Origin of the sequence: Pseudomonas sp. FSL R10-1350, from assembly GCF_009600525.1 — a bacterium.
In the GTDB taxonomy this organism is placed as follows: Bacteria; Pseudomonadota; Gammaproteobacteria; order Pseudomonadales; family Pseudomonadaceae; genus Aquipseudomonas; species Aquipseudomonas helleri.
On record NZ_WIVR01000037.1, the window covers coordinates 16,349 to 39,045 of the forward strand.

The following is a 22,697-nucleotide window of genomic DNA, read 5'->3' on the forward strand; positions in this document are numbered from 1 at the left end:
TTGGCTGTTACATGATCAGTCTCGACTCGATTGCCAGATGCCAACCGGCATCACCCGAGGGGGCGGCTTTTCGATCGAAAACTGCCACCCAGACACACAGGAGTCGTTGCATGAAACATTCCTACCCTTTGCTGTTGGCTGCCGTACTGAGTCTGCCCGCCATCGCCCAGGCCGCCGAGCCTGCGCAGTGCAGCACGGTTAATTTTTCGGACGTGGGCTGGACCGACATCACGGTCACCACGGCGGTCACCAGCGCAGTACTGGATGCACTGGGCTACAAAACCAAAACCACCATGATTTCGGTGCCGGTGACGTACAAGTCCCTGGCCGATGGCAAAAACATGGACGTCTTTTTGGGCAACTGGATGCCCACCATGGAAAACGACATCAAGGCTTACCGCGATGCGGGCACCGTTGAAACGGTGCGCGCCAATCTGGAAAACGCCAAGTACACCCTCGCCGTACCGCAGGCGCTGTATGACAAGGGCCTTAAAGACTTCGCTGACCTGCCTAAATTCAAGAAAGAACTGGACGGCAAGATCTACGGGATCGAGCCGGGCAACGACGGCAACCGCACGATTCAAAGCATGATCGACAAGAACGCATTTGGCCTCAAGGACGCAGGCTTCAAGGTGGTTGAGTCGAGCGAAGCCGGGATGTTGTCGCAAGTCGAACGCGCTCAGCGGCGCGGCACCGACGTGGTGTTTTTGGGCTGGGAACCGCACCCCATGAACACCCGCTTCAAGATGAAGTACCTCACCGGTGGGGATGATTTTTTTGGCCCCAACTTCGGCCAGGCCACCATCTACACCAACACCCGCAAAGGCTACACACAGGATTGCAGCAACGTTGGCCAGTTGCTGAAAAACCTGGTGTTCACCCTCGACATGGAAAGCACGCTGATGGGCAAGGTGCTGGACGAAAAGATCAAGCCGGATGTGGCTGCCAAAGCCTGGCTTAAACAGAACCCGCAGGTGCTCGACACCTGGCTCGCGGGCGTGACCACGGTTGATGGCAAGCCGGGGCTTGAGGCGGTCAAGGCCAGCCTCGCGAAGTAATCGCGGACGCCAGGCGGCTTGCCGCGCTGGCTCCGTTTTCACTCCACTTGCATGCGGACGTTCATACCATGCTGATAGATCACAAAATCCCGTTGGGCGAGTACATCGCCGACTTCGTCGACTGGCTGACCAAACATGGCGCCAATATCTTCGATGCCATTGCGACCACACTCGAAGCCATGATCCATGGCGTGACGTTTGCGCTGACCTGGTTCAACCCGCTGGCGTTTATCGGGTTGATCGCGTTGTTTGCCCACCTGATTCAACGCAAGTGGGGGCTTACGGTCTTTGTTGCGTTGTCGTTTTTGCTGATCCTCAACCTGGGGTATTGGCAAGAGACCATGGAAACCCTAGCGCAGGTGGTGTTTGCCACCTTTGTGTGCGTGATCATCGGTGTGCCGCTGGGCATCGTCGCCGCGCATAAACCGGCGGTGTATACGTGCATGCGCCCGGTGCTGGACTTGATGCAAACCGTGCCGACGTTTGTGTACCTCATCCCTACCCTGACCCTGTTTGGCCTGGGCGTGGTGCCGGGGCTGATTTCGACCGTGGTGTTTGCGATTGCCGCGCCGATCCGCCTCACCTACCTGGGTATTCGTGACGTGCCCCATGAGCTGCTGGATGCCGGTAAGGCGTTTGGCTGTTCGCGCCGCCAGTTGCTCACCCGCATCGAACTGCCCCACGCCATGCCGAGCATCGCGGCCGGGGTGACCCAGTGCATCATGCTGTCGCTGTCGATGGTAGTAATCGCCGCGCTGGTGGGTGCTGATGGTCTGGGCAAACCGGTGGTCAACGCCCTGAACACGGCTGACATCGCGCTGGGCTTTGAAGCCGGGCTGGCGATTGTGTTGCTGGCGATCATGCTCGACCGGATCTGCAAACAGCCGGACGCCAAAAAAGGAGCTGACGCATGAGTATTATTCGCTTCGACAAGGTTGACGTGATCTTCGCCAAAAAACCGCGTGAGGCGCTGAGGCTGCTGGATGAGGGCCTTTCGCGGGATCAGATCCTGAAAAAAACCGGGCAGATTGTCGGCGTTGAAAAGGCCAGCCTGGACATCGACAAAGGCGAGATCTGCGTGCTCATGGGCTTGTCCGGCTCGGGCAAATCCAGCTTGCTGCGCTGTATCAACGGCCTTAACACGGTGAGCCGTGGCCAGTTGTTTGTGGAGCACGAAGGCAAGCAAATCGACATCGCCTCGTGTACCCCCGCCGAGCTGAAAATGATGCGCACCAAGCGCATTGCCATGGTCTTTCAAAAGTTCGCCCTGATGCCCTGGCTGACGGTGCGCGAGAACATCAGCTTTGGCCTGGAAATGCAGGGCCGCCCTGAAAAAGAACGCAAGGCGCTGGTGGATGAAAAGCTGGAGCTGGTAGGCCTGAGCCAATGGCGCAATAAAAAGCCCGACGAGTTGAGCGGCGGCATGCAGCAGCGTGTTGGCCTGGCGCGGGCGCTGGCGATGGACGCCGATATTCTGCTGATGGACGAACCGTTCTCGGCACTTGACCCGCTGATTCGTCAGGGCCTGCAAGACGAGTTGCTGGAACTGCAACGCAAGCTCAGCAAGACCATCGTGTTTGTGAGCCACGATCTGGATGAGGCGCTGAAACTGGGCAGCCGCATCGCGATCATGAAAGACGGCAAGATCATCCAGTACAGCAAGCCGGAAGAAATCGTGCTCAACCCGGCCGATGATTACGTGCGCACGTTTGTCGCGCACACCAACCCGCTGAACGTGTTGTGCGGGCGCAGCCTGATGCGCACGCTGGACAACTGCAAACGCATCAACGGCTCGGTGTGCATTGATCCGGGGGATGATTCGTGGATCGATCTGCACGAAGGCAACACCATCAAAGGCGTGCGCAATGGCGCGGGCGTGGTGGATTTACAGCAATGGAAAAGCGGGCAATCGGTCGACAGCCTGGGCCGCAGGCCGACGCTGGTGGACTCTAATATCGGCATGCGCGATGCGCTGCAAATTCGCTACCAGACCGGTAACAAACTGGTGCTGCACGACAATCAGAAAGTGGTGGGGATACTGGGCGATACCGAGTTGTACCACGCCTTGCTGGGTAAGAATCTGGGTTAAGCCATCATGTAGTCGCTGCCGAAGGCTGCGATAAGGACCGCAGGGCCTTCAAGAAACGGGTTGCTACGCAACCCTTCGCAGCCTGCGGCAGCGACTACGCTTGTTTTGCTCTTAGCTGTAAACGCGCCCAAGGAACTGGCGATGGCTTTCAAACTGGTCAAGCACGTCGCGGCAGATTTGCTCGTCAGTGAAGCCCATCAAGTCGTACTCCTGGTTGCCGTTGTGCAGGTACACCTCGGCCCGGTAGTAACGGCTGCGCACTTCGTCTTGCCCGGAGTCGCTCGGCGCGGCCAGGTAGCCGTCCAGGCTCACTTCGTAGACAAACGGGTTGCCTTCTTCCATGTCTACCCGCACGCCCATGCAGCGTTTGGCGGCGCCCAACAGGGTTTGCACTTGCAGACCTTGAGCACGCAATTGCGCCGCCGCTTCTTCCAGTGCCGGGGTCACGTGCCTGTCCATAAAGCGCTGCACCACCGCTTGGGTCGGTTGCAGGTCCTGGGTGGTCAAACGCTCGCTGAAACCACGACGACCACGGGCCGCCAGTTCCGCTTGCTCTTGCTCTACCAAGGTGTCTTGGCGCATGGCTTTGTGCAGGCCAAACATAAACAGCACCAGCACCACCGAGAACGGCAGGCCCGCCAGCACCACCATGGTTTGCATGGCCGCAAAGTTACCGGCAAACAACAAGCCAATGGTCACCAGGGTGATCACCACCGACCAGAAAATGCGCAGCCAGTGCGGCGCGTCTTCGTCTACGTCGCCGCCTTTGCACGACAGGTTGGCCATCATCACCGCGCCCGAATCCGCCGGGGTCAGGAACAACACGAAGCCAACAAAAATCGACACACCAATCACGATTTTCGACGCGGGGTAATGCTCAAGCAGTTGGTAAATCGCCATCGACGGTTGTTCAAGGGCAGTTTTGCCCAGTTCTACCGCGCCCTGATTCACCACCAGGTCCAGTGCCGAGTTACCGAAAATCGACAGCCACGCCAGGGTGAAGCCCAGCGGAATCAACAGTACGCCGGCGACCAGTTCACGCACGGTACGACCACGGGAAATACGCGCGATGAACATGCCCACAAATGGTGCCCAGGAAATCCACCAGGCCCAGTAGAACAGGGTCCACAGGCCCAGCCAGCCTTCGGTTTTCTTGCTGTCGCCTTCGTACACGTACAGGTCGAAGGTTTTCATGATGATGCCGTTGAGATAATCACCCACGTTCTGCACGAAGCCGTTGAGCAGGTGCAAAGTAGGGCCAAACAGCAGCACGAAAATCAGCAAGCCGCTGAACAGGATGATGTTCAGGTTGGACAGCCGACGAATTCCGTTTTCAACACCCGAGACCGCCGCGATGGTGGCCACGGTGCTCATCACGATGATCACGATCAGCAGGTTGGTGTTGCTGTGCGCCATGCCGAACAGGTTTTCCAGCCCCGACGACACTTGCATCGAGCCAATGCCCAGGTTGGTCACCAGACCCAGCAGGGTCACGAACATGCCGAAGCCGTCGACCGCGTGGCCCGCCGCGCCTTTGACCCAACGCTCGCCCATCAGCGGGTACAGCGCCGAACGCAGCGCCAGCGGCTGGTTGTGGCGGTAAGCAAAGTACGCCACGGCCAACCCCACCAGTGCGTAGATCGCCCAGCCGTGCAGGCCCCAGTGCAGGAAGGTCAGTTGCAACGCCTGACGCGCCGCTTCATGGCTGGCCGACACGCCCTCAGGCGGGTTGAAAAAGTGGTCCAGCGGCTCGGACGCGCCGAAGTACAGCAAGGAAATGCCGATACCCGACGAGAACAGCATCCCGGCCCACGCGCCGTAACTGAAGTCGGGCTTGTCTTGCTTGGTGCCCAGTTTCAGTTTGCCGTAGGACGAGAACGCCAGGCCCACGACAAAAATCAGATAGGCGGCAATCACCACCATGTAGTACCAGCCGAAGCTGCGCGACAGCCACTCTTGGGCAACGCCCAGAATGTGCCCGGCTTCTTCAGGGAAGGCGATCAAGATGGCAGTCAACAACAGTATCAAGGCGGTAGAGGTGTAAAACACCCAACCATTGACCGTCACCTTTTGTGGCGGGGTCTTTATAAGAGAGGCAGAACTCATTGCACGGGTGCTCCAGGCAAGTGCGACACAAGGACTAAAGGCAACGCACCACTCGACCAATCGGTTACATAGCGACCAACGGTCGAGTGATATAAAGACACCGCTAAAAAAACCGGACCCTGCCTGTCCCTGAGCAGGGCCTGCTTCTGTAGGAGCGAGCTTGCTCGCGATCTTTTGATCCGTTGAAAAGATCGCGAGGCAAGCTCGCTCCTACAAACGCAGGGGATCCGGCGGTATTTACCGTGTCGTTTTCGGCACTTGTTGTAGGAAAAGCACCACAGCACGCGACGAATTGTCGCAGATCTTATTCTTTGTTGATTGAACGTTCAATCAAAACAAAATAGACTGGCCGTCGTTCAGTGATTGTCATGCGCTGCGCGCCGGCCCCAAGGAGATGCACACAATGCCCAAGGTCGGTATGCAACCCATACGCCGCCAGCAGTTGATCGAAGCCACGTTGACGGCGGTCGATCAGGTCGGGATGGCAGATGCCAGCATTGCGCTAATCGCCCGTTTGGCGGGCGTTTCAAACGGCATCATCAGTCACTACTTCAAGGACAAGAACGGTCTGATCGCCGCCACCATGCGGTATCTGATGAACGTTTTGATCGATAACGTCGCCGAGCGCCGCCAAGCACTCGACGATGACAGCCCAAGGGCGCACTTGAAGGTGATCGTTGAAGGCAACTTTGACGCGAGCCAGGTCAGTGGCCCGGCGATGAAAACCTGGTTGGCCTTTTGGGCAGCCAGCATGCACCAACCGTCGTTGCACAGATTGCAGCGGATCAACGATCACCGCTTGTACTCCAATCTGTGCTGCCAATTTCGTCGCGTGTTGCCGCAGGCTCAAGCCCGCAACGCCGCACGGGGCCTGGCAGCGCTCATCGATGGTCTATGGTTGCGGGGTGCTCTGTCGGGTGACGCTTTCGACACCGAACAGGCACAACGCATCTGCTACGAATACATGGATCTACAACTGGCGAAACAGGTGAGTTAGGCCTCAATTAACGCTTAACCCCTGAACTGTCGTGAATCTGCGGTGCCACAGTTAGATGGCACCCGATTGACGATTAACGCCCACCACTTGTCTGCACTTGCGAGGATTTTATGGCCCGTTTCGAATTGCAAAAACTCTACATCGACGGCGGCTACACCGACGCCGGTAGCGACGCTACTTTCGATGCCATCAACCCGGCTAACGGCGAAGTCCTCGCACAAGTGCAACGTGCGACCAAGGAAGACGTCGAGCGCGCTGTTGTCAGCGCTGAAAAAGGCCAGAAAATCTGGGCCGCCATGACCTCCATGGAGCGTTCGCGCATTCTGCGTCGCGCCGTTGAGATCCTGCGCGAGCGCAACGATGAACTGGCGGCTCTGGAAACCCTGGACACCGGCAAGTCGTACTCCGAAACCCGTTACGTTGACATCGTCACCGGCGCCGACGTGCTGGAATACTACGCAGGCCTGGCGCCCGCCATCGAAGGCGAGCAGATCCCGCTGCGCACCACCTCTTTCGTTTACACCCGCCGCGAGCCGCTGGGCGTTGTGGCCGGTATTGGCGCCTGGAACTACCCGATCCAGATCGCCCTGTGGAAATCCGCACCCGCCCTGGCGGCCGGTAACGCCATGATCTTCAAGCCAAGCGAAGTCACCTCGCTGACCACCTTGAAGCTGGCTGAGATCTTCACTGAAGCGGGCCTGCCAGACGGCGTGTTCAACGTTCTGACCGGCAGCGGCCGTGAAGTCGGCACCTGGCTGACTGAGCACCCGCGCATCGAGAAAATCTCGTTCACCGGCGGCACCGACACCGGCAAAAAAGTCACCTCCAGCGCCACCAGCTCTTCCTTGAAGGAAGTGACCATGGAACTGGGCGGCAAGTCGCCACTGATCATTTTTGACGACGCCGACCTGGACCGCGCCGCTGACACCGCGATGATGGCTAACTTCTACAGCTCGGGCCAGGTGTGCACCAACGGCACCCGCGTGTTCGTGCCAACCGCACTCAAAGCCGCTTTCGAAGCCAAGATTCTGGAGCGCGTTGCGCGCATCCGCATCGGCAACCCGGAAGACGAAAACACCAACTTCGGCCCGCTGGTCAGCTTTGCTCACATGGAAAGCGTGCTGGGCTACATTGCCAAGGGTAAAGAAGAAGGTGCCCGCGTGCTGTGCGGCGGCGAACGTCTGACCGAAGGCGCACTGGGCAAAGGCGCCTTCGTGGCCCCGACCGTGTTCACTGACTGCACCGACGAGATGACCATCGTCAAAGAAGAAATCTTTGGCCCGGTGATGAGCATCCTGACGTACGACACCGAAGAAGAAGTGATCCGCCGCGCCAACGACACCGAGTTCGGCCTGGCCGCCGGTATCGTGACCAAAGACCTGAACCGCGCGCACCGCGTGATTCATCAACTGGAAGCGGGCATTTGCTGGATCAATGCGTGGGGCGAGTCCGACGCAAAAATGCCGGTGGGCGGTTACAAGCAATCGGGCATTGGCCGTGAAAACGGCATCAGCTCGCTGGCTCAGTACACCCAGATCAAATCGGTACAGGTAGAGCTGGGCGACTACGTTTCGGTGTTCTAAGCCCTGTGGGAGCGGGCTTGCCCGCGATGGAATCGCTGCGGTCTGCCTGACAGACCGCGTCGCATGAATCGCGAGCAAGCCCGCTCCCACGGTTTGTGCCACAACTTCAAAGAGGGTGCATTTTATGTCCCAAGAATTCGACTACATCATCATTGGTGCCGGCTCTGCCGGTAACACCCTGGCGACCCGTCTGACTGAAGACCAAGGCGTCACCGTGCTGCTGCTTGAAGCAGGCGGCCCGGACTACCGCTTCGACTTCCGTACCCAAATGCCTGCCGCGCTGGCGTTCCCGCTGCAAGGCCGTCGCTACAACTGGGCGTTTGAAACCGACCCGGAGCCGCACATGGACGGCCGCCGCATGGAATGTGGCCGCGGCAAGGGCCTGGGCGGTTCGTCGCTGATCAACGGCATGTGCTACATCCGTGGTAACGCGATGGACTACGACGGCTGGGCAAAAAACCCTGGCCTGGAAGACTGGTCGTACCTGGACTGCCTGCCGTATTTCCGCAAGGCAGAAACCCGCGACATCGGCCCCAACGATTACCACGGTGGCGATGGCCCGGTCAGCGTGACCACGCCTAAAGCCGGTAACAACGTGCTGTTCCACGCCATGGTTGAAGCAGGCGTGCAAGCCGGTTACCCGCGCACCGAAGACTTGAACGGCTACCAGCAAGAAGGCTTCGGCCCGATGGACCGTACCGTGACGCCGAACGGCCGTCGCGCCAGCACCGCTCGCGGTTACCTGGACATCGCCAAACAGCGCCCGACGCTGACCATCGTCACCCACGCCCTGACCGACAAGATTATCTTCGAAGGCAAGCGTGCGGTCGGCGTGCATTACATGACCGGCGACAACCACGTGCGCATTGAAGCCAAGGCGCGCAAAGAAGTCCTGCTGTGCAGCGGCGCCATCGGTTCGCCGACTGTGCTGCAACGCTCGGGTGTAGGCCCGGCCGAGCTGCTCAACAGCCTCGACATCCCGGTGGTGCATGACCTGCCGGGCGTTGGCCAGAACCTGCAAGACCACCTTGAGCTGTACCTGCAATACGCGTGCACTCAGCCGGTGTCGCTGTACCCGTCGCTGCTGTGGTGGAACCAGCCGGCCATTGGCGCCGAGTGGCTGTTCGCCGGCAAAGGCATTGGCGCCAGCAACCAGTTCGAAGCCGGTGGTTTTATCCGCACCCGCGAGCATTTCGACTGGCCGAACATTCAGTACCACTTCTTGCCGGTAGCGATTAACTACAACGGCAGCAACGGTGTGAAAGAGCACGGCTTCCAGGCGCACATGGGCTCCATGCGTTCGCCGAGCCGTGGCCGGGTCAACGTGAAGTCCCGCGACCCGCGTGAATACCCGAGCATCCTGTTCAACTACATGTCCACCGAGCAAGACTGGCAAGAGTTCCGCGACGGCATCCGCCTGACCCGTGAAATCATGCAGCAGCCGGCACTGGACGCTTACCGTGGCCGCGAAATCAGCCCGGGCATCGACAAGCAGACCGACGAAGAGCTGGACACGTTTATCCGTGAACACGCCGAAACGGCCTTCCACCCGTCCTGCTCGTGCAAAATGGGTACCGACGAGATGGCCGTGGTTGATGGCGAAGGTCGCGTGCATGGCCTGCAAGGCCTGCGTGTGGTCGATGCCTCGATCATGCCGTTGATCACCACCGGTAACCTGAACGCGCCGACGATCATGATCGCCGAGAAAATCGCCGACAAGATCCGTGGCCGCCAGCCATTGCCGCGCAGCACCGCCGACTACTACGTCGCAGGTGATGCCCCGGTGCGTGGCAAGCCCCTGCGTGAAGTGAGCCGTACCGCGCAGTAACACCGCAATAACTGTAGGAGCGAGCTTGCCTCGCGATCTTTTGATCGTTTAAAAGATCGCGAGACAAGCTCGCTCCTACAGATCCATGACGTTTCATTCTCCCCCGCTTGCCCCCACCTCTGCGCAGGCCTACTCTAGGGCCTCGTTTCGCGTCTCACTCCCCGCTGTACACCCGATTTCCCGCTTTCGGAGGTCCGTGCATGTTCGATTTCCACCCTCAGCTCAAGCAGCGCTTCGCCGCCCTGCGTACCCGAGCCGAGTTCTTTTCGCTGCGTTATGTACGTGAATCCGGGCAATACCTGTCGGTACGCAAGAACGTCGCAGAACCGCCTTATTTCAACCACGATCAAGGGGCAATGCTGACCGTCCGGCTCAAGGGCGTGGAAGCCTACGCGGCCACCAACGATTTATCCCAGGCGGGGCTGCAAGCTGCGCTGGAACGTGCCGAAGCCCAGGCCCGGTTGATCGCCGACCACGCGCTGCTCGACCTGAGCCACGAGCCGGTGTCCAACGCCAAGTCTGATTACTGCTCGCCCGATCTCGATCAGGCGTTCCCGTCCCTAAGCGACTGCTATGCGCTGCTGGGCGCCGAGTCGGCCGCCGTGCCCAAAGACGAGCGACTGGTGAGTTGGGTCGCCTCGCTGGGGCTGACCCACGTCGAGCAGATCTACCTCAACAGCGCAGGCGCCGAGCTGCGCCAGGCGCAACGTTTTGTCTTCCCCGGCATGAGCGTGACCGCCTACGACGGCCAAGACAGCCAAAGCCGCACCCTGGGCCGCGATAATTTTGGCCAGCAAGGCGGCGCCGATGTGATCCGCCGCTGCGGGCTGATCGGCGCAGGCCCCACGGTGGCCGACCAGGCGCTGCAATTGCTGCTCGCCCCCAACACCCCGCAAGGCACCCGCGACCTGCTGCTGATGCCCGACCAGATGATCCTGCAGATCCACGAGTCCATCGGCCACCCGCTGGAGCTGGACCGGATCTTGGGCGACGAGCGCAATTACGCCGGCACCAGCTTCGTCAAAACCAGCGACTTCGGTAGCCTGCAATACGGCTCCAAACTGCTTAACGTGACGTTCGACCCGACGATTCCCGAGCAGCTCGCCAGTTACAGCTTTGACGATGACGGCACCCCGGCCAGCAAAGAATTCTTGATCCGCGAAGGTCTGCTCCTGCGCCCGCTGGGCGGCGCGCTGTCGCAGTTCCGCGCAGGCCTCGAAGGCGTGGCCAACAGCCGCGCGTGCAGCTGGAACCGCGCCCCGATTGACCGCATGGCCAACCTCAATATCGAGCCGGGCGATCAGTCCATGGCGCAGTTGATTGGCGGCATCGAGCACGGCATTTTGATGGCCAACAACCGCTCGTGGTCGATTGACGATGCCCGCAACAAGTTCCAGTTCGGCTGCGAATGGGGCCAGTTGATCGAAAATGGCGAACTCAAAGGTGTGGTGAAAAACCCCAATTACCGGGGTATTTCCGAGCAGTTCTGGCGCAACCTCAGCGCCGTGGGCGACGCCAGCACCTTTAAAGTGCTGGGCACGCCCAACTGCGGCAAAGGTGAACCCAACCAGGTGATCCGCGTGGGGCACGCGTCCCCGGCCTGTGTGTTCAGTCAAATTGATGTGTTTGGAGGGGATGCCTGATGGGTACGCCAATGAGTCAGGCCGAGCAGTTCGAAGGGTTGGTGGCGTGGCTGCGCAAGGCGCTGGTCAGCCCCGAGCAGTTCACCGTGGGCTACAACGCCGAAACCTCGGAATTTATTCGCTTCAACAAGGGCAAAGTGCGCCAGGCCGGCGTGGTTCAGCAAGCCAGCCTTAGCCTCAAGCTGATCAACGAAGGCCGCCATGCCAGCGTCAACGTGACCCTGGCCGGTGAGCCTGCGGTTGACCAACAACGCGTGGCCGATGCGCTGAAACAACTGCGCGACACCGTGCCGCTGCTGCCGGTCGACCCGTACCTGCTGCTCAACCCCGAGCCGTGGCACAGCCACACCGAGCAGGCCGAAGCGTTGCCGGACACCGCGCAGGTGCTGGATGAAATCCGCCGCGCCGCCCACGGGGTCGATCTGGTCGGTTTCTACGCCAGCGGCCCGATCAGCTACGGCTACGCCAGTTCGCAAGGCGCGCTGGGCTGGCATGAGGCCAACAGTTTCAACTTTGACTGGAGCCTGTTCCACAGCAACGGCCAAGCGGTTAAAGCCAGCTACGCCGGTGCCCAGTGGGACAGCGAGCGCTTCGCCCAGCGCATGCAACTGGCCCGCGAGCAGTTGGCGTTTCTCGACCGCCCGGCCCACGTGCTGGCCCCCGGCGAGTACCGCGCTTACCTGGCCCCCGCGGCACTGGAAGAAGTCATGAGCATGCTCTGCTGGGGCGGCTTCTCGGCGCAGGCGCTGGCCAGCAAATACAGCCCGCTGCAAAAGCTCTATGGCGGTGATGCCGAGCTGAGCCCGCTGGTATCGCTGGACGAACACGTGAGCCAGTCGTTAAGCCCGGCGTTTTCCGGCGAAGGCTACCCGCGCCAGGACTTGTCGCTGGTCAAACACGGCAAGGCCGCCGAGCAACTGGTGAGCTCGCGCAGCGCGGCCGAATACGGCCTCAAGGTCAACGGCGCGCCGGGCAGCGAAGCACCCAGCGCACTGGCGATGGCGGCCGGGCAACTGGCGCAAGCCGACATCCTCAAGCAGTTGGGCACCGGGTTGTACATCAGCAACCTGTGGTACTTGAACTACTCTGATCAACCAGCAGCACGCCTGACCGGCATGACCCGGTTCGCCACGTTCTGGGTCGAAGACGGCGAGATCAAGGCCCCGGTCAACACCATGCGGTTTGATGACAGCGTGTACAGCCTGCTGGGTTCGCAGCTAGAAGCACTGACGGCAGAGCGGGAGTTGCTGGTCTCGGCCAGCACCTACGACCAACGCCAGACTGCATCGAATCTATTGCCGGGTGCAGTGGTCAAAAAACTCACGCTCACGTTGTAAGAGGCAGCATCACTCCAAATTGTGGGAGCGGGCTTGCTCGCGATGGCAGCGGCACGATGATGCAGGCATACCGAGTCGCCTGCATCGCGAGCAAGCCCGCTCCCACAGGTTTTTGAATGATCACAACAAGAGGTCCTATGCCCGAACGTCCGGTTCTCACGCCCGAAATTTTACGGTGGTTGCCTTGGGTAGTGGCCATCGCGTTCTTCATGCAGTCGCTCGACGGCACGATCCTCAACACCGCACTGCCGGCCATGGCCAGCGACCTCAAGGAAAACCCGCTGCGCATGCAAGGGGTGATCGTTGCCTACATGCTCACAGTGGCCTTGCTGATCCCGGCCTCGGGCTGGATCGCTGACCGCTTCGGCACCAAAAAAATCTTCTTCAGCGCCATTTTGCTGTTCAGCCTAGGTTCGCTGCTGTGCGCCTTGTCCGGCACGCTCAACGAATTGATCGCCGCCCGTGTGCTTCAAGGCCTGGGCGGTGCCTTGATGGTGCCGGTCGGGCGGCTGGTGGTGCTTAAGGCCTACCCGCGTTCAGAACTGGTGCGGATCATGGGCTTTATTACCATCCCCGGCCTGCTCGGCCCGCTGATCGGCCCCACCCTGGGCGGCTGGATGGTGCAGTACCTGAGCTGGCACTGGATCTTTTTGATCAACCTGCCGGTGGGCATGCTCGGCTGCTGGGCGGTCTGGAAAATGATCCCCGACTTGCGCGGCGACGGGCGCTCACGCTTCGATGCCTGGGGCTTCTTACTGTTTGGCGCGGCCATGGTGTTTATCACCATTGCCATGGAAGGCCTGGGCGAACTGCACATGCCGCACCTGCGGGTCATGTTGCTGCTGTTTGCCGGGCTGGCGTGCCTGGCGGCGTACTGGCTGCGGGCCGCCAACATCAGCAACCCGCTGTTTTCCCCGACGCTGTTTAAAACCAAGACCTTTGCCGTGGGCATTTTGGGCAACCTGTTTGCCCGCCTGGGCAGCGGCGCCTTGCCGTTTCTGGTGCCGTTGCTGCTGCAAGTGGCGCTGGGCTACTCACCGTCAGACGCCGGCATGAGCATGTTGCCACTGGCAGCCGCCGCCATGCTGGCCAAGTGGGGCGCACGGCCGTTGATCGAACGTCTGGGCTATCGCACGATCCTGACCGGCAACACACTGGCACTCGGCATCATGCTGGCCAGCATGGGCCTGGTCACGGCTCAAACCCCGTACCCGCTGCTGCTGACGATGCTGGCGATTTTGGGGGCCATCAACTCGCTGCAGTTCACTGCCATGAACACCGTGACCTTGATCGACCTGGACGATGCCAGCGCCAGCAGTGGCAACAGCTTGCTCTCGGTGGTGGCGCAGTTGTCGTTGAGCCTTGGGGTTGCCTGTGCCGGTGCCTTGCTGGGCGGGTTCTCGGGTGACGGCGCCGGTGACGACGTGCACACCGTGCTGGGGGCGTTCCAGTTGACGTTCCTGACCGTCGGCATCATGGCCATGCTGGCGGCGGCGATATTCTTGCAACTGTCACCGCAGGATGGGCGCAAGCCCAAAGCCAACTCGGAGCATGAGCTGGATCATTAACCCGTTCACTCTGTAGGAGCGAGCTTGCCTCGCGATCTTTTAAAAAGATCAAAAGATCGCGAGACAAGCTCGCTCCTACAGAATCCTTGGTGACTTCTCGTCCAGAATGTTCGGGCATTGGGCAACGGGCTGTTACACTGCGCGACATTTTGTTTTGCAGGCCAGTCCCGTGACCACCATTGCCACCGCTTTCAACACGCTCCCCCTGTCCGCCGCCATGCTGGCTAACCTCGACTCCCTCGGTTATGCCCAGATGACGCCGATTCAGGCGCAGAGCTTGCCGGTGATCCTCAAAGGCATGGACCTGATCGCTCAGGCCAAGACCGGCAGCGGCAAAACCGCCGCCTTCGGCATCGGCCTGCTGAACCCGATCAACCCGCGCTACTTCGGCTGCCAGGCGCTGGTGATTTGCCCTACCCGCGAACTGGCTGACCAGGTGGCCAAGGAAATCCGCCGTCTGGCCCGCGCCGAAGACAACATCAAAGTGCTGACCCTGTGTGGCGGCGTGTCGTTCGGCCCGCAAATCGGCTCGCTGGAACACGGCGCGCACATCATTGTCGGCACGCCGGGGCGTATCCAGCAACACTTGCGCAAAGGTTCGCTGGTGCTCGACGGTCTGAACACGCTGGTGCTCGACGAAGCCGACCGCATGCTCGACATGGGTTTCTACGACGCCATCGAAGACATCATTGTGCAGACCCCGGCACGTCGCCAGACCCTGCTGTTTTCGGCCACTTACCCGGTGGGCATCAAGCAGTTGGCCTCCAAGTTCATGCGCGACCCGCAGCAAGTCAAGGCTGAAGCGCTGCACACGGACAGCCAGATCGAGCAGCGTTTCTACGAAATCGCACCCGACGAGCGCATGAGCGCCGTGACCAAAGTGCTGGGGCACTTCCGTCCGCAGTCGTGCGTGGCGTTCTGCTTTACCAAGCAGCAGGTGCAAGAAACCGTTGACCACCTGACCTCCAAGGGCATTTCGGCGGTTGGCCTGCACGGCGATCTGGAACAGCGCGACCGCGATCAAGTGCTGGCGATGTTCGCCAACCGCTCGACCTCGGTGCTGGTTGCCACTGACGTGGCCGCCCGTGGTCTGGACATCGACGCGCTGGACATGGTGATCAACGTTGAGTTGGCGCGTGATTCGGAGATCCACATTCACCGCGTTGGCCGTACCGGCCGTGCAGGCGAAAAAGGCATCGCGATCAGCCTGGTGGCACCGTCTGAAGCGCACCGCGCCCAGGCCATCGAGCAACTGCAAAAGGCCCCGCTGAACTGGGAATCGCTGGACACCCTGACCTCCAAGGGCGGCGCCCCGTTGCTGCCCGCCATGAGCACTCTGGTGATCGGCGCAGGCCGCAAAGACAAAGTCCGCCCGGGCGACATTCTGGGTGCCTTGACCGGCGACGCAGGCATCCCCGGTGCCCAGGTCGGCAAAATCGCGATCTTTGACTTCCAGGCCTACGTGGCCGTGGATCGCACCGTTGCCAAGCAGGCTTGCCAGCGCTTGAGCGAAGGCAAAATCAAAGGCCGCTCGCTGCGCGTTCGGGTGTTGTAACCCCCCCCCTGTAGGAGCGAGCTTGCCTCGCGATCTTTTGATTTTTAAAAGCAAAGATCGCGAGACAAGCTCGCTCCTACACGATTATCTGAAGTTTTGAGGACACCGCTTTGCGTACCACCGACGTTGTGATTATTGGCGCTGGCGCCGCAGGTTTGATGTGCGCGCTGACCGCTGCCGGGCGTGGGCGCAAGGTGTTGCTGATCGACCACGCCAACAAGGCGGGCAAAAAAATCCTGATGTCGGGCGGTGGTCGCTGCAATTTCACCAATATGTACACCGAGCCGGGTAACTTCCTGTCGCAGAACCCGCACTTCTGCAAATCAGCGCTGGCCCGCTACACCCAATGGGATTTCATCGAACTGGTGAGCAAGCACGGCGTGCCTTACCACGAGAAAAAACTCGGCCAGCTGTTTTGCGATAACAAGTCCAGCGACATCCTTGAGATGCTCCTCAGCGAGTGCCAGCAAGCCGGTGTCAGCCTGCACCTGGACACCTCGGTTGAGCAGATCGAAAAAACCGACAGCGGTTACAGCCTCAAGACCACGCTGGATCAGTTGAACTGCCAGTCGCTGGTGATCGCCACCGGCGGCTTGTCGATCCCGACGCTGGGCGCCACCGGGTTTGGTTACCAAGTGGCCAAGCAGTTTGGCCACACCTTGCTGCCGACCCGCGCAGGGCTGGTGCCGTTCACCATTACCGATCAGCTCAAAGAGATTTGCAGCGAACTGTCGGGCACCTCGGTGGACTGCCTGGTGAGCTGCAACGATCAGAGTTTTCGCGAGAACATTCTGTTCACCCACCGCGGCCTGAGCGGCCCGGCGATTTTGCAGATTTCGTCGTTCTGGAACAGCGGTGACACGGTTGAGATCAACCTGTTGCCGGATCTGGACGCGCTGAGCTGGCTGCAAGCGCAACAGGCCGAACGCCCGAACAGCGAACTGAAAACCCTGCTCGGGGAAATCTTCACCAAGAAGATGGCCAACTTGCTGGCCGAACATTGGTTCGTGTCCAAACCCATGAAGCAATACACCCCAAGTGAACTGGCCGACGTGGCCAACAAGCTGGCGTGCTGGACCGTCGTGCCCGCCGGGACCGAAGGCTATCGCACCGCCGAAGTTACGCTGGGCGGCGTGGACACCCGCGAAGTGTCGTCCAAGACCATGGAATCGCTGAAAAGCCCGGGGCTGTATTTTGTCGGCGAAGTGCTGGATGTGAGCGGCCACCTGGGCGGTTTCAACTTCCAGTGGGCGTGGGCGTCGGGGTATGCCGCCGCGCAGTACGTGTAAGTGAAGCAGCTACAAGCTACAAGCGGCAAGAGGGGCGCAGTGTTTCATCTTGCCGCTTATAGCTTGTAGCTTGTAGCTTGTAGCTTGTAGCTTGTAGCTTGCCGCTCCTATACCTTATCTCTCAACTTTAACGCTAGCCTTGGTAGGCCATGTCATCGACCTCTTTCAGCCAATCACTGCGCCGCTTGTGGGCGCGGGACAAGTTCAGTTACAGCGTCCGGGTGTTCATCGCCCTGACCGGCAGCATGGCTTTTTGCTGGTATCAGGACGAGATGTCGCTGCTGATTCCTTTGTTCCTGGGGATTATTGCCAGCGCCCTGGCCGAAACCGATGACAGCTGGCAAGGCCGCCTGAATGCGTTGCTGGTCACGCTGGTGTGCTTCAGCGCCTCGGCGCTCAGTGTCGAATTACTCTTCCCCTACCCTTGGCTGCTGGTCATCGCGCTGGCCCTGGCCAGTTTTGCCCTGACCATGCTCGGGGCGCTGGGTGAACGGTACGGGGCGATTGCCTCGGCCACGTTGATTCTGGCCGTGTACACCATGATCGGCGTGGACCAGCGCGGTGGCGAAGTCACCGATTTCTGGCACGAGCCGCTGTTGCTGGTGGCCGGTGCGGCCTGGTACGGGCTGCTCTCGGTGCTGTGGCAGGCGCTGTTTTCCAACCAGCCGGTGCAGCAAAGCCTGGCGCGGCTGTTTTGGGAACTGGGCTTGTACCTCAAGCTCAAGTCGGCACTGTTCGAACCGGTGCGCAAACTGGATGTAGAAGCAGGCCGCCTGGAACTGGCCCGGCAAAACGGCCGCGTGGTGGCCGCGCTCAACACCGCCAAAGAGATCATTTTGCACCGGGTTGGCAACTCGCGGCCGGGCTCGAAAATCAGCCGTTACCTCAAGCTGTACTTCCTCGCGCAAGACATTCACGAACGCGCCAGCTCGTCGCACTACCCGTACAACGCACTCGCCGACGCGTTCTTCCACAGTGACGTGATGTTCCGTTGCCAACGCCTGCTGCGCCAACAAGGCGTGGCCTGCCAGCGCCTGTCGGAGTCGATCAAGCTACGCCAGCCGTTTGTCTATGACGACAGTTTTGCCGAGGCCTTGGGCGACTTGCACGCCTCCCTCGAACACTTGCGCATCCAGAGCAATCCGGCCTGGCGCGGGCTGCTGCGCTCACTGCGCGCGCTGGCGGCCAACCTCGGCACGCTGGACCGTTTGCTCAGCGATGCGAGCAACCCCGACGCCCTGGCCGATGCCACCGACAGCAGCCTGTTGGACCGTTCGCCGCGCAACCTCAAGGACGTGTGGTCGCGCCTGCGTCAGCACCTCACACCGACGTCGCTGATCTTTCGCCATGCCCTGCGCCTGCCTTTGGCGCTGAGCATCGGTTTTGGCATGGTGCACTGGATTCACCCAAGCCAGGGCTACTGGATCATCCTCACCACGCTGTTTGTCTGCCAGCCAAGCTACGGCGCGACGCGGCGCAAGTTCAGCCAGCGGATCATCGGCACGGCCATTGGTCTGGCGGTGGGCTGGGCGCTGTTCGACCTGTTCCCCAACCCCATCATTCAGTCGCTGTTTGCGGTAGTGGCCGGGGTGGTGTTCTTTACCAACCGCACCACGCGTTACACCTTGAGCACCGCCGCCATTACCTTGATGGTTCTGTTCTGCTTCAACCAGGTGGGCGACGGTTACGGGCTGTTCTTGCCACGGCTGTTCGATACCCTGGTGGGCAGCGTGATTGCGGCGGCAGCGGTGTTCCTGTTCTTGCCGGACTGGCAGGGCCGTCGGCTCAATCAGGCGCTGGCCAATACCTTGAGCTGCAACAGCCAGTACCTGCGCCAGATCCTCCAGCAATACGCCCAGGGCAAAAGTGACGACCTGGCCTATCGTCTGGCCCGGCGTAACGCCCACAACGCCGATGCGGCGCTGTCGACCACGCTGGCCAACATGCTGATGGAGCCGGGGCATTTCCGTAAGGACGCCGACATGGGCTTCCGCTTTCTGGTGCTCTCGCACACCTTGCTCAGTTATTTGTCGGGGCTGGGCGCGCATCGCGGCACTGAGCTGCCGGCAGAGCTGCGCGAGCAGTTGATCGAAGGCGCCGGGCGGCGCATTGCTGACAGCATCGACCAGATTGCCCAAGGCTTGAGCGCCAAGCTGCCGGTGCCGGTGCAAAGCGATGAGGAAGAAAAACTGGCCAATGAGCTGGAGCAGATGCCGGATGACATTGATGAGAACCTGCGGCTGGTGCAAACCCAGTTGGCGCTGATCTGCCGTCAACTCGGCCCATTGCGCACCCTAGCTGCACATTTGGTCAAAGCTCCGTAGGATTTATCGCAGCTTGGCGCCAGTCAGTATCACGCCTACTATCGGGCCATCGTTTCGATAACAAGGACAACACCGTGACCACTGACTGGCTCTGCAAACACCACGACGATCTGGGCAAAGAACAGCTCTACGCCATTCTGGAGCTGCGCTCGGAAGTCTTCGTCGTTGAACAGAAATGCGCGTATCAAGATGTCGACGGCCAAGACCTGTCGGGCGATACGCTGCACGTGATGGGCTGGCAAGACGACAAGCTGGTGGCCTACGCCCGCTTGCTCGACCCCGAATCCCTAGGCGGCGACGTGGTCATTGGCCGGGTGATCATTGCACCCCAAGGCCGCGGGCAAAAGCTTGGGCACCGCCTGCTGGAAGTGGCGCTGGAAAACATCGAAGAGTATTGGTCCGGGCAACCGATTTTCATGTCCGCGCAAGCGCACTTGCAGCCATTTTATGAGCAGCACGGGTTTCGGGCCGAAGGCGAGACGTACCTTGAAGATGACATCCCGCACATCGGCATGCGCCGGGCTTAAGGGTAACCGAGCACCTGCTTGATCTTCTCCAGGTGCTGGCCGACCCAGGCTTTGTCGATCGGCCCCCAGCTGTGAATCAGGTAGCGCCCGGCATGGTTGCGGGCGCCGTCCTGTTGTTCAAACTCACACACGATGTCCAGATCGGCCAGGGCGGCAATGGTGTCCTGGGCCGTGCGGCGCGGCATGCCGGTGACATCGGTCAGCGCTGGCACACTGCTGGCGGTTTGGCTGTCGATCAACCAGGCCACGTACAAACGCCGGTAAAAACTGCTTTTGGTTTTACTGACTTCCATTCAGAACTCCCGTTATGTAGTACGCCACCTGTAGGAGCGAGCTTGCCTCGCGAGCTTTTAAACGATCAAAAGATCGCGAGGCAAGCTCGCTCCTACGGTTAAGTGCGGGCATCGCGCCAGGTCAGGTACACCCGCAGGTCAAACTCCAGCTGGTGATAACCCGGCAGCATGTGTTCGCACAGTTTGTAGAACGCCTTGTTGTGGTCGGACTCTTTGAGGTGCGCCAGTTCGTGCACCACGATCATCTTCAAGAACTCTGGCGCAGCTTCCTTGAACAACGAGGCCACGCGCAGTTCTTTCTTGGCCTTGAGCTTGCCACCTTGCACCCGCGAAATAGTCGTGTGCAAGCCCAGCGCACGGTGGGTGAGGTCGAGGCGGTTATCAAACAGCACCTTGTCAAAGGACGGCGCGTTGCGCAGGTATTCCTGTTTGATCTCGTGCGCGTAGGCATACAAGGCCTTGTCGCTCTGCACCGCATGGCGCTGTGGATAACGCTCGTTCAGGTAGCTGCCCAATTGGTCGCGCTCGATCAATTGGCGCACTTGATCCTGCAACGATTGGGGGTATGCCTGAAGGTATTTGAGAACGGTCATGGGGCGCCAACGCACAGCGTAAAAGTTCGCCAGTGTAGCGAATCCAGCTTTTATGGCTACCTTGTCAGACGTTTACGTTGCCAAGAGGCGGACACTTCCGAGAAAGCGTGGGGACCGCAAGCGCTGCTTGCCGCATGGAAAGGCCGGGGGCTATCTTCTTGAGTCGCCGATGATCCCCGTGGAAGAGACATGAAAAAGACGACGCCCGACGGTCCTAAAGCAAAACGCATTCAGCGTGATGATCATCTGCACGATGATGCAACCCAAGACCTGCTCAAACGCCTGCGCGAAGACCCTCCCGTAGACCTGGAGACCTTGCAGCCGACACTAGCGCAAGGCATCAGCCCTGAGTCACCGTTTGCCGTGCTGGCAGATGTTCGCGCCCTGCAAGCTTTGCAGCACGTGTCGATCATGCTCAAGGGGGCAGAAGAGGTGTCGGATGAAATCACCGAAATGGCCAGCGGCATCGAGCGCGGGCTGGTGTGGTCGCTGGTGCACTCGGTCGAGATGGCCCGCTCACTGGTGGACGCCCTGCTCAAGGGCAACGGCATAGATCCCGAAAAAATACACCACACCTTGTAGGAGCGAGCACGCCTCGCGATCTTTTGATCGTTTAAAAGATCGCGAGACAAGCTCGCTCCTACAGATGAATCCGTGTACCAGGCACAAAAAAGCCCGCATCGCTGCGGGCTTTTTCATGACGCTTAAGGCTTAGTTGACCTTGGCGTTCAGCTCACCTTTGAGGTAACGCTGGTACATGGCTTCCAGGGAGATCGGCTTGATCTTCGAGGCATTGCCAGCGGTGCCGAAGGCTTCGTAACGGGCGATGCACACGTCGCGCATGGCCGTTACGGTAGCGCCGAAGAACTTGCGCGGGTCGAACTCGCTTGGGTTGGTTGCCATCAGGCGACGCATGGCGCCAGTCGAGGCCAGACGCAGGTCGGTGTCGATGTTGACCTTGCGCACGCCGTACTTGATGCCTTCAACGATTTCTTCAACCGGCACGCCGTAGGTTTCTTTGATGTCGCCGCCGTACTGGTTGATGATCGCCAGCCACTCTTGTGGCACCGAAGACGAACCGTGCATTACCAGGTGAGTATTGGGGATGCGCTTGTGGATTTCTTTGATGCGGTCAATCGCCAACACGTCGCCGGTAGGTGGCTTGGTGAACTTGTAAGCGCCGTGGGAAGTGCCGATGGCGATGGCCAGGGCGTCCACTTGGGTGCGTTTTACGAAGTCTGCGGCTTCTTCCGGGTCGGTCAGCATTTGGCTGTGATCCAGAACGCCTTCAGCGCCGATACCGTCTTCTTCGCCCGCCATGCCGGTTTCCAGGGAACCCAGGCAGCCCAGCTCGCCTTCAACCGACACACCGCAAGCGTGCGCCATGGCAACGGTTTGCTGAGTCACGCGAACGTTGTAGTCGTAGTCGGTAGGGGTTTTACCGTCTTCGCCCAGCGAGCCGTCCATCATGACCGAGCTGAAGCCCAGCTGGATGGAGCGCTGGCAGACGTCAGGGCTGGTGCCGTGGTCTTGGTGCATGCACACCGGGATATGCGGGAATTCTTCGATGGCCGCCAGAATCAGGTGACGCAGGAACGGCGCACCTGCGTACTTGCGCGCACCGGCCGAAGCCTGAACGATCACCGGGGAGTCAGTCTTGTCAGCGGCTTCCATGATCGCGCGCATCTGCTCAAGGTTGTTGACGTTGAAGGCTGGAACGCCGTAGCCGAATTCGGCGGCGTGGTCCAACATCTGGCGCATGCTGATAAGTGCCATTGTGTGTGTCTCTCCCGGACAAGGGTCGTTAATCGTGCAAGCCTGCCGTAGCGGCGGCTGCGATTCAAGTTATTGCAGATCGGGGGTTGGCCCCGGTGCTGCGAATTCGATGCGGCTGAAACGTTACAGCT

18 protein-coding genes are annotated in these 22,697 nt (G+C 60.2%); 14 read left to right on the plus strand and 4 right to left on the minus strand.

Annotated elements, in window-relative coordinates:
* Positions 1 to 110 precede the first annotated feature (110 nt).
* The 3 genes from GHO25_RS16395 to choV all read left to right on the plus strand — a co-directional run bounded on the left by GHO25_RS16395 (position 111) and on the right by choV (position 3,147).
* Entirely contained in the window at positions 111 to 1,058 is a 948-nt protein-coding gene (locus GHO25_RS16395; RefSeq protein ID WP_153391274.1) for a choline ABC transporter substrate-binding protein, read from the plus strand.
* Between the two features lie 68 nt (positions 1,059 to 1,126).
* Positions 1,127 to 1,972, plus strand: coding sequence for a choline ABC transporter permease subunit (gene choW / locus GHO25_RS16400; protein WP_048373962.1), 846 nt, complete (start codon positions 1,127 to 1,129; stop codon positions 1,970 to 1,972).
* On the plus strand, positions 1,969 to 3,147 hold the full coding sequence (choV, locus tag GHO25_RS16405) for a choline ABC transporter ATP-binding protein (protein ID WP_048373959.1): 1,179 nt from the start codon (positions 1,969 to 1,971) through the stop codon (positions 3,145 to 3,147). Before choW ends, choV begins: the two co-directional genes overlap by 4 nt.
* 111 nt (positions 3,148 to 3,258) lie before the next feature.
* Here the strand turns inward: choV and betT are convergent, their stop codons facing one another.
* Positions 3,259 to 5,253, minus strand: a complete 1,995-nt coding sequence (gene betT / locus GHO25_RS16410; RefSeq protein ID WP_048373956.1) for a choline BCCT transporter BetT — start codon at positions 5,251 to 5,253, stop codon at positions 3,259 to 3,261.
* A 403-nt stretch (positions 5,254 to 5,656) separates the two neighbouring features.
* Here betT and betI point away from each other — a divergent pair, with 403 nt between their 5' ends.
* The 10 genes from betI (at position 5,657) to GHO25_RS16460 (ending at position 19,904) form a co-directional block, all read left to right on the plus strand.
* The gene (betI, locus tag GHO25_RS16415) at positions 5,657 to 6,250 is read left to right on the plus strand and encodes a transcriptional regulator BetI (RefSeq protein WP_048373954.1); all 594 of its coding nucleotides are present in this window, start codon (positions 5,657 to 5,659) and stop codon (positions 6,248 to 6,250) included.
* A gap of 110 nt (positions 6,251 to 6,360) precedes the next feature.
* Complete coding sequence (gene betB, locus GHO25_RS16420; RefSeq protein WP_048373953.1) at positions 6,361 to 7,833, plus strand: betaine-aldehyde dehydrogenase; 1,473 nt, start codon at positions 6,361 to 6,363, stop codon at positions 7,831 to 7,833.
* 124 nt (positions 7,834 to 7,957) lie between these two features.
* Positions 7,958 to 9,661, plus strand: coding sequence for a choline dehydrogenase (gene betA / locus GHO25_RS16425; protein ID WP_048373952.1), 1,704 nt, complete (start codon positions 7,958 to 7,960; stop codon positions 9,659 to 9,661).
* Between the two features lie 200 nt (positions 9,662 to 9,861).
* Positions 9,862 to 11,304 carry a TldD/PmbA family protein gene (locus GHO25_RS16430; protein WP_153391276.1) on the plus strand — a complete coding sequence of 481 codons (1,443 nt, stop codon included), beginning with the start codon at positions 9,862 to 9,864 and terminating at the stop codon, positions 11,302 to 11,304.
* Entirely contained in the window at positions 11,304 to 12,641 is a 1,338-nt protein-coding gene (locus GHO25_RS16435; protein ID WP_048370835.1) for a TldD/PmbA family protein, read from the plus strand. Before GHO25_RS16430 ends, GHO25_RS16435 begins: the two co-directional genes overlap by 1 nt.
* Positions 12,642 to 12,778: 137 nt before the next feature.
* Positions 12,779 to 14,209, plus strand: a complete 1,431-nt coding sequence (mdtD, locus tag GHO25_RS16440) for a multidrug transporter subunit MdtD (protein ID WP_048370838.1) — start codon at positions 12,779 to 12,781, stop codon at positions 14,207 to 14,209.
* A 217-nt stretch (positions 14,210 to 14,426) separates the two neighbouring features.
* Positions 14,427 to 15,764, plus strand: coding sequence for an ATP-dependent RNA helicase DbpA (gene dbpA, locus GHO25_RS16445; protein ID WP_241486415.1), 1,338 nt, complete (start codon positions 14,427 to 14,429; stop codon positions 15,762 to 15,764).
* Between the two features lie 110 nt (positions 15,765 to 15,874).
* Complete coding sequence (locus GHO25_RS16450) at positions 15,875 to 17,053, plus strand: NAD(P)/FAD-dependent oxidoreductase (protein ID WP_153391279.1); 1,179 nt, start codon at positions 15,875 to 15,877, stop codon at positions 17,051 to 17,053.
* A 149-nt stretch (positions 17,054 to 17,202) separates the two neighbouring features.
* Positions 17,203 to 19,377, plus strand: coding sequence for a YccS family putative transporter (gene yccS, locus GHO25_RS16455; RefSeq protein WP_048370844.1), 2,175 nt, complete (start codon positions 17,203 to 17,205; stop codon positions 19,375 to 19,377).
* Positions 19,378 to 19,451: 74 nt separating this feature from the next.
* Positions 19,452 to 19,904, plus strand: a complete 453-nt coding sequence (locus GHO25_RS16460) for a GNAT family N-acetyltransferase (protein WP_178110113.1) — start codon at positions 19,452 to 19,454, stop codon at positions 19,902 to 19,904.
* On the opposite strand, the gene GHO25_RS16465 is transcribed toward GHO25_RS16460, so the two are convergent.
* Entirely contained in the window at positions 19,901 to 20,197 is a 297-nt protein-coding gene (locus GHO25_RS16465; RefSeq protein ID WP_153391281.1) for a helix-turn-helix domain-containing protein, read from the minus strand. The two genes, GHO25_RS16460 and GHO25_RS16465, sit on opposite strands and share 4 nt — an antisense overlap.
* A gap of 98 nt (positions 20,198 to 20,295) precedes the next feature.
* Complete coding sequence (locus GHO25_RS16470) at positions 20,296 to 20,790, minus strand: YgjP-like metallopeptidase domain-containing protein (RefSeq protein ID WP_048385012.1); 495 nt, start codon at positions 20,788 to 20,790, stop codon at positions 20,296 to 20,298.
* A gap of 189 nt (positions 20,791 to 20,979) precedes the next feature.
* On the opposite strand from GHO25_RS16470, the gene GHO25_RS16475 reads away from it, so the two are divergent.
* Positions 20,980 to 21,372 (plus strand): hypothetical protein, encoded by a 393-nt coding sequence (locus tag GHO25_RS16475; RefSeq protein WP_153329435.1) that lies wholly within the window; start codon positions 20,980 to 20,982, stop codon positions 21,370 to 21,372.
* Between the two features lie 129 nt (positions 21,373 to 21,501).
* Here the strand turns inward: GHO25_RS16475 and fba are convergent, their stop codons facing one another.
* Positions 21,502 to 22,566: a class II fructose-bisphosphate aldolase gene (gene fba, locus GHO25_RS16480; protein ID WP_007913760.1), complete on the minus strand. Its 1,065-nt coding sequence runs from the start codon at positions 22,564 to 22,566 to the stop codon at positions 21,502 to 21,504.
* Positions 22,567 to 22,697: the final 131 nt, after the last annotated feature.